Here is a 7,436-nt window from a genome sequence, read left to right as displayed (position 1 = left end):
TCGGCAACACAGTGCTCGAGGCCACCCACCCTCTCCCCCCCCCCGCCCCCCCCCCCACCCCCCCCCCCCCCCCCCCCCCCCCCCCCCCCCCCCCCCCCCCCCCCCCCCCCCCCCCCCCCCCCCCCCCCCCCCCCCCCCGCTTCCTCCTACCCGACCTCGCGCAGCACCCCGAGCAGGGCCGACGCGTCCGACGCGGCCAGCAGCCGCTCCCGGAACCCGGCGTCCATCAACTTCCGCGACAGCAGCGCCAGAATCCTCAGATGCTCGTCACCCGCTGCCGCCTCCGGTACGGCGATCATGAACACCAGCCGCGCCTTCGTACCGTCCAGCGAGTCCCACTCGACGCCCTGCGCTGACCGCGCGAAACCGACGACCGGCTCCGTCACCGCATCCGTCTTGGCATGCGGAATCGCGATCTCCTCACCGAGCCCGGTTGTGCCCTGAGCCTCGCGACGCAGCGCGGTCGCCACCAGTTCGTCCAGGTCAGCGACCTTGCCGGTACGGGCCAGCAGCTCCGCCATCTCCCGGATGGCGGCCTCCTTGTCGCCGGCTTCGAGGCTGACCTTGACGGTCTTCTCGGTGAGGTGACCTGAGAGGACCTCGGTGGAGGTGCCGCCCGGGCTGGACGGCCCGGGCACTGCTGCTTCGTCCGCCACGGCTGTGGCGCCGCTCGCGGCAGCAGGGGTCGTCACCGGCGCACGCACGGTCGCCTGCTCCACGACCGCACCGCCACCGCCACTCGGCACCCCCGCAGGCGCGGGCTCAAGCCCAGCGGCACCCGCACCCGCACCCGCGCCGAAGCCCGCCTCCCCGCGCCGCTTGCGCTCACCCAGGTCGACGAGGGCCACCGTCGTCAGCGCGGTGACGACCGAGCCGATCGCCACGGCCACGAAGAACATCGGCACGCCGCTCACCGCACCCAGCACGGCCACGATCGGCCCGCCGTGCGGCACCGCGTCCTCGACCCCGGCGACCCCGGCGATCGCACCGGCGACCGCGCCACCCAGCATGTTGGCGGGGATGACCTGCGCGGGCCGCGCGGCCGCGAACGGGATCGCACCCTCCGAGATGCCGAAGCAGCCCATGAACAGCGAAGCGAGCCCCGTCTCCCGCTCCTGCTCGGTGTACAGCCGCTTCCGTATCAGCGTGGCCAGGCCCTGCCCCAGGGGCATGACCGGGATCGCGGCCGCGCACATGCCCATGACCGTCTGGTTGCCGGTCGCGATAAGGCCGGCCCCGAACAGGAACGCCGTCTTGTTGACCGGCCCGCCCATGTCGAACGCGATCATGAGCCCCAGAATCGCGCCGAGCAGGATCGCGCTGGTCCCGGTCATCCCGCTGAGCCAGTCGGTCAGATGCTCGAACACCCAGGAGATCGGCTTGCCGATGACGTAGATGAAGAACAGCCCCAGAGCCGTGGTCGCCACGATCGGGATCACGATGATCGGCATGATCGGCTGCGCGAACTTCGGGACCTTGACCTTCTTGATCCACAACACCAGATACCCGGCGAGGAACCCGGTCACGATCGCCCCGATGAACCCGGCGCCCGCCTTGGAGTCGTACAACTCACCGGTGTTGGCGATCCAGCCGCCGATCATGCCGGGCACGAGGGCGGGCCGGTCCCCGATGGCATACGCGATGTAGCCGGACAGGATCGGCACCATCAGCGTGAAGCCGATGACGCCGATGTTGTTCACGTCCATCCAGAAGGAGTCCTTCGGGATGACCAGACCGCCCGACGGATCGGCATGCCCGCCGAGCGAGAGCGATATCGCGATCAGCAGCCCGCCGACCACGACGAACGGGATCATGTAACTGACCCCGTTCATCAGCGCCTTGTATCCGAGGCTCCGCTCCTTGCCGCCACTGGTCGCGGGAGCCGTGGGGGCGCCCCCTTCCGCGTGCACGGGTGCCGACAGCACTCGCTCGATCAGCTGCTCGGGGTGACGAATGCCCTCCGCCACCCCGACGGTCAGGACCCGCTTCCCCGCGAAACGGCTCAGGTCCACGTCCTTGTCCGCGGCGACGATGATGCCGTCGGCGTCCCTGACATCGTTGTCGTCGAGGACGTTTTCAGCCCCGATGGATCCCTGCGTCTCCACCTTCATCTCGATGCCGCGACTCTCGGCGGCCTGCGCGAGCTTCTCAGCCGCCATGTACGTGTGGGCGATGCCGGTCGGGCATGCGGTCACCGCGAGCAGCTTCAACCGCTGCCGCTCACCATCGCCGCCGCCCGTGGGGGGAGGGCCGGCCGGACTGGTCACGTCGATCTCCTAACGCCTTTGTCATGCGGAATCGCCCTCCCGGACGCCCCGCAGGATCGATCAGTTGTTCAGATATCCCGGGCATCCTGCACCACGCCGCCGCAGACTCAAAGGCCAATAGATCCCTGAAGGTCCGCTTTATGGCCTCCTGTCGACCGTTCGTTGGTGTCCTGTTATCGCGCCCGATCGTCGCCTCGCGCGCCCGCACCTCCCCGATGGCGCGATCTGTTCGGACACGGACTGGGGACGGCCCGGCCTCCCGGTGTAGCTTGGGACGGAGCCAGACGTCGCTGCTGATGGCGGTCGGGCGGTCCCACCGCGGACCGGCCGAGGGAGAGAGGGCCTCCGACGGACTGCGCTGCGTGTACGCGGGCATGCCAGTGTCCTCCTCGGGCACCCCTGTGTCCGCCGCCGCGCAGACCAGCCGTACCCACCTCGACCCAAACTCCGAGGAGCAGCTCGCAATGACGACTGTCGACAACCGACAGGACTTCAAGGTCGCCGACCTCTCCCTGGCCGACTTCGGCCGCAAGGAGATCACCCTCGCCGAGCACGAGATGCCGGGCCTGATGGCGATCCGCAAGGAATACGCCGAGGCCCAGCCCCTCGCCGGCGCCCGCGTCACCGGCTCTCTGCACATGACCGTGCAGACCGCCGTACTCATCGAGACCCTGGTCGCCCTGGGCGCGCAGGTCCGCTGGGCCTCCTGCAACATCTTCTCCACCCAGGACCACGCCGCGGCCGCCATCGCCGTCGGCCCCAACGGCACGCCCGACAACCCGCAGGGCGTCCCGGTCTTCGCCTGGAAGGGCGAGACCCTGGAGGAGTACTGGTGGTGCACGGAGCAGGCGCTGACCTGGCCGAACACCCCCACCGGCGGCCCGAACATGATCCTCGACGACGGTGGTGACGCCACCCTCCTCGTCCACAAGGGCGTCGAGTACGAGAAGGACGGCAAGGTCCCCGCCGTCGACACCGCCGAGAACGACGAGCACCGCGTCATCCTCGAACTCCTCAACCGCACCATCACCGACGGCTCCCAGAAGTGGACCCAGCTCGCCTCGGAGATCCGCGGTGTCACCGAGGAGACCACGACCGGTGTCCACCGCCTGTACGAGATGCAGCGCGACGGCAACCTCCTGTTCCCGGCGATCAACGTCAACGACGCCGTCACCAAGTCGAAGTTCGACAACAAGTACGGCTGCCGCCACTCGCTCGTCGACGGCATCAACCGCGCCACCGACGTCCTCATCGGCGGCAAGACCGCGGTCGTCTTCGGCTACGGCGACGTGGGCAAGGGCTGCGCGGAGTCCCTGCGCGGCCAGGGCGCCCGCGTGATCATCACCGAGATCGACCCGATCTGCGCGCTCCAGGCGGCGATGGACGGCTACCAGGTCACGACCCTCGACGAGGTCGTCGACAAGGCCGACATCTTCGTCACCACGACCGGCAACAAGGACATCATCATGGCCTCGGACATGGCCAAGATGAAGCACCAGGCGATCGTCGGCAACATCGGCCACTTCGACAACGAGATCGACATGGCCGGCCTCGCCAAGATCCCCGGCATCGTCAAGGACGAGGTCAAGCCGCAGGTCCACACCTGGAAGTTCCCCGACGGCAAGGTGCTCATCGTCCTCTCCGAGGGCCGCCTGCTGAACCTGGGCAACGCCACCGGCCACCCGTCGTTCGTGATGTCCAACTCCTTCGCGGACCAGACCCTGGCCCAGATCGAGCTGTTCACCAAGCCCGACGAGTACCCGACCGGCGTCTACGTGCTGCCCAAGCACCTCGACGAGAAGGTCGCCCGCCTCCACCTCGACTCGCTCGGCGTGAAGCTGACCACGCTCCGCCCCGAGCAGGCCGACTACATCGGCGTCCAGGTCGAGGGCCCGTTCAAGCCGGACCACTACCGCTACTGAGCCGCACCGCTCGGCAGCAGGTCCTTCGAGGCAGGCCCCCGCACCCCCGTGCCGGGGGCCTGCCCCTTTTCCCGGACCAGCGACCGGACCGGCCCGTCAAACCCAGGACGACCCCCATGCCCCGCGGCCGATATTCGCTCCACGATCCGCACGATCGCACCCCCCTCGCAGAAGAACACTTCCACTGCGCCACCGGCCCCTCCGGCTGGCGCTACGTCTCCCAGCTGACCACCCCCTCAGGCGATCACCACGGCTCCGTCGACCTCACCCTCGACGAACTCGGCCGCCCCATCCGCCTCGAACTCCACGCCGCCGCCTGGCAAGTCCGCGGCGCCGCCCTCGACGGCGTCACCTGGGTCCGCACCGACCCCACCGGGACCGAGGCCACAGAAGGCAATGTGCGCGCCCACGCCTTCACCGGCACCTCCCCGGCGTTCCTCGTCGCCACCGCCCGTCTCCTGCGCCTCACCCCCTCCGCGGCCGCCACCCGCGTACGCCTCGTCGCCCTCACGGACCCGGTCCTCGCCCCGCGCACCGTGGACCAGTCGTGGTCCTTGCTGAAGAGAGAAGCACACGCCACTGACAACGGCCCTCTGACCGTGGACGAATACCAGGTCACAGACCTGGACACGGGCGAGCAGCACGCAGTGCACCTCGCGGGCGACGTGGTCCTCGCGGCCCCCGGCATCGAACTCGAGGACCTCGAGTCACCGCCGTCGACCTTCACCTGACCATGCAACCGCGGCGGAGCGGGCAGCCCCGCTCCCACTAAGCCGGCGGCACGAACCCGGTGCCGGGCCGGTCACCCGCCGGCCCCTCCGGCGCCTCCACGGACCGTCCCCCTCCGGACGACTCGGACGCCCCACCAGGCACCGCAAGCGGCGGTACGTCAGCAGCCGGCGGTCCGTACGCGACCGAGGCTCCGTACACGGCCGCAGGCCTCTCCCCAGCCGGAGCGGGAGACGAGGCCGAACCGCCCCCGAAAGCCCGCCGGGACTCCCGCGCCTGCCGCTCCTGCACGACCGCGGCCAGATACGCCGCCGGCGGAACACCCTGGGGCACCGGAGCCCCCGTACGCTCCGCGAGATCCGACGCCAGCCGCTCCGCCATCGACCAGCCCACCTGCGGATCCAATTGCTGCATACGCGTCAGGTACTGACGGACGGCGAGCCACAACCCGTCGGGCACCGAGGACAGATCGAGCCCCGAGAACCGTCCCGCCAGCCAGGGCGGAGGAGGCGGCACAAAGCCGGTCCGCGCGACCGGAATCCGCTCCCGTACGACGAGGGTCCCCGCGAACACATCCCCCAGCCGCCGCCCACGCGCCGAGACGAACGAGGCGATACAAGCGACGACCCCGAAGGTCATGAGGATCTCGATCACCGCGATCAAGCCCCTCACCAGCGCATGCCGGAACCGGATCGGACCACCGTCGTCCCGCACCACCCGCAGCCCGCACGCCATCTTCCCGAGCGAACGTCCGTGACTGAGCGTCTCCACCGCGATCGGCGCACCCACCAGCACCAGAACGAACGTCGCGATCGACAGCGCCGTCTGCGCCGCCTCGTCCAGCGAGGCCGTAGAGGTCACCAGCACGATGGTCACCGCCACATAGACGGCCAGGGCCGCCACCAGATCGAGCAGCACGGCCAGCGCCCTGCTGGGCAGCCTCGCGGGGCGCAGCTCCAACGCCACAGCCTCGCCCGTCACCAGCTCACTCACGCCTGCCGCCCTTCCCCTGCCCTGCCCCGGACAGAGCCAGTCTGCCAAGCTGAGGGCGCATCGCGCCGCAGTACGACAAGCTGATCCACGACGAGTCTCCGACGAACAGCCGAGGAGCAGGCACACCGATGGACCTCGACGTCTTCGTCTCCGCCCACCGCGCGGAGTGGGACCGCCTCGAAGCCCTGCTGCGTCGCCAGCGCCGCCTCAACGGCGCCGAAGCCGACGAACTCGTCACCCTCTACCAGCGCACCGCCACGCACCTCTCCCTGATCCAGTCCAGCGCCCCCGACCCCCAGCTGACCGGCCGGCTCAGCCAACTGGTGGCACGCGCGCGCAGCGCCGTGACCGGCACCCGGCGTGCTTCCTGGCGCGACGTCACCCGCTTCCTCGCCCACGGCTTCCCGGCCGCCGTCTACAAGTCACGCCACTGGTGGGTACCCACCGCGCTCCTGTCCACGGCCGTGGCAGCGCTCCTGGGCTGGTGGATCGGCGCCCACCCCGAAGTGCAGGGCTCCATCGCGGCGCCCAGCGAACTACGCGAGCTCACCCGCCCCGGCGGCCAGTACGAGACCTACTACTCCAGTCACCCCGCTGCCAGCTTCGCCGCCCAGGTCTGGACGAACAACGCCTGGGCCGCCGCCCTGTGCCTGATCCTCGGTGTCTTCCTGGGACTCCCGGTCCTCTGGATCCTCTTCCAGAACATGCTCAACCTCGGTATCGGCTTCGGCCTGATGTCCTCGGCCGGCCGACTCGACACCTTCCTCGGCCTGGTCCTCCCACACGGCCTGCTGGAACTGACCGCCGTCTTCGTGGCCGCGGGCACCGGCCTGCGCCTCGGCTGGACCCTCATCGACCCGGGCCCCCGCACGAGGCGCACGGCTCTGGCGGAAGAGGGCCGAGCCGCCATCGGCATGGCCATCGGTCTCGCCCTGGTCCTCTTCGTCTCCGGCGCCATCGAAGGCTTCGTCACCCCGTCAGGCCTCCCCACCTGGGCACGCATCACCATTGGGGTCGTCGCGGAACTGGCCTTCCTCGCCTACGTGTACGTCTTGGGTGGTCGCGCCGCCCGCGCCGGAGACACGGGCGACGTCGAGGCGGCAGAACGCAGCGCCACCGTGCCGACAGCTGCCTGAACGTCCCCTCGCCCGCCGGATGTGCGACCACCTCCGTTCAGCTGCTAGTCTCCTCTTCGCCCCACAGGAGCCATTGACATGGCAAGTGCGGGGAGGTAGATTCGAACAGTTGCCTATAGAGGGGTTCCACCCCAGACGGCGACCGTGAGTATCTGTCGGCTCCTTGAAACGCTGATTTCATTGAAGCCACTCCCGATGATTCGGAAATGAGCGGCCGGTCAGTACGGCCCGAAACTTCTGATAAAGTCGGAACCGCCGGAAAGGGAAACGCGGAAGCGGGAACCTGGAAAGCATCGAGGAAATCGGATCGGAAAGATCTGATAGAGTCGGAAACGCAAGACCGAAGGGAAGCAGCCCGGAGGAAAGCCCGAGAGGGTGAGTACAAAGGA

General features: G+C 69.4%; 5 protein-coding genes. 3 read left to right on the top strand and 2 right to left on the bottom strand.

The window, feature by feature from the left end; translation table 11 throughout:
* Positions 1–146 precede the first annotated feature (146 nt).
* Positions 147–2,267: a fructose-specific PTS transporter subunit EIIC gene (locus ACZ6I3_RS39285; protein ID WP_469421118.1), complete on the bottom strand. Its 2,121-nt coding sequence runs from the start codon at positions 2,265–2,267 to the stop codon at positions 147–149.
* 464 nt (positions 2,268–2,731) lie between these two features.
* Here ACZ6I3_RS39285 and ahcY point away from each other — a divergent pair, with 464 nt between their 5' ends.
* Positions 2,732–4,189 carry an adenosylhomocysteinase gene (gene ahcY / locus ACZ6I3_RS39280; RefSeq protein WP_469421117.1) on the top strand — a complete coding sequence of 486 codons (1,458 nt, stop codon included), beginning with the start codon at positions 2,732–2,734 and terminating at the stop codon, positions 4,187–4,189.
* Positions 4,190–4,305: 116 nt separating this feature from the next.
* Positions 4,306–4,920: a hypothetical protein gene (locus ACZ6I3_RS39275; protein WP_469421116.1), complete on the top strand. Its 615-nt coding sequence runs from the start codon at positions 4,306–4,308 to the stop codon at positions 4,918–4,920.
* Positions 4,921–4,957: 37 nt separating this feature from the next.
* Here ACZ6I3_RS39275 and ACZ6I3_RS39270 read toward each other — a convergent pair whose 3' ends face one another.
* A complete protein-coding gene (locus ACZ6I3_RS39270) occupies positions 4,958–5,911 on the bottom strand; it encodes an RDD family protein (RefSeq protein WP_469421115.1) in 954 nt (317 codons plus the stop codon).
* Positions 5,912–6,039: 128 nt separating this feature from the next.
* Here ACZ6I3_RS39270 and ACZ6I3_RS39265 point away from each other — a divergent pair, with 128 nt between their 5' ends.
* Positions 6,040–7,047 carry a stage II sporulation protein M gene (locus ACZ6I3_RS39265; protein ID WP_469421114.1) on the top strand — a complete coding sequence of 336 codons (1,008 nt, stop codon included), beginning with the start codon at positions 6,040–6,042 and terminating at the stop codon, positions 7,045–7,047.
* Positions 7,048–7,436: the final 389 nt, after the last annotated feature.

Source organism: Streptomyces sp. NPDC041940 (assembly GCF_055589465.1).
This window is presented reverse-complemented; position numbering and strand designations above follow the sequence as displayed.

Excerpts from the sequence above, each read along its gene's own strand:
- ACZ6I3_RS39265 (WP_469421114.1), top strand. The coding sequence starts at position 6,040 with ATGGACCTCGACGTCTTCGTCTCCGCCCACCGCGCGGAGTGGGACCGC.
- ahcY (WP_469421117.1), top strand. The coding sequence starts at position 2,732 with ATGACGACTGTCGACAACCGACAGGACTTCAAGGTCGCCGACCTCTCC.
- ACZ6I3_RS39275 (WP_469421116.1), top strand. The coding sequence starts at position 4,306 with ATGCCCCGCGGCCGATATTCGCTCCACGATCCGCACGATCGCACCCCC.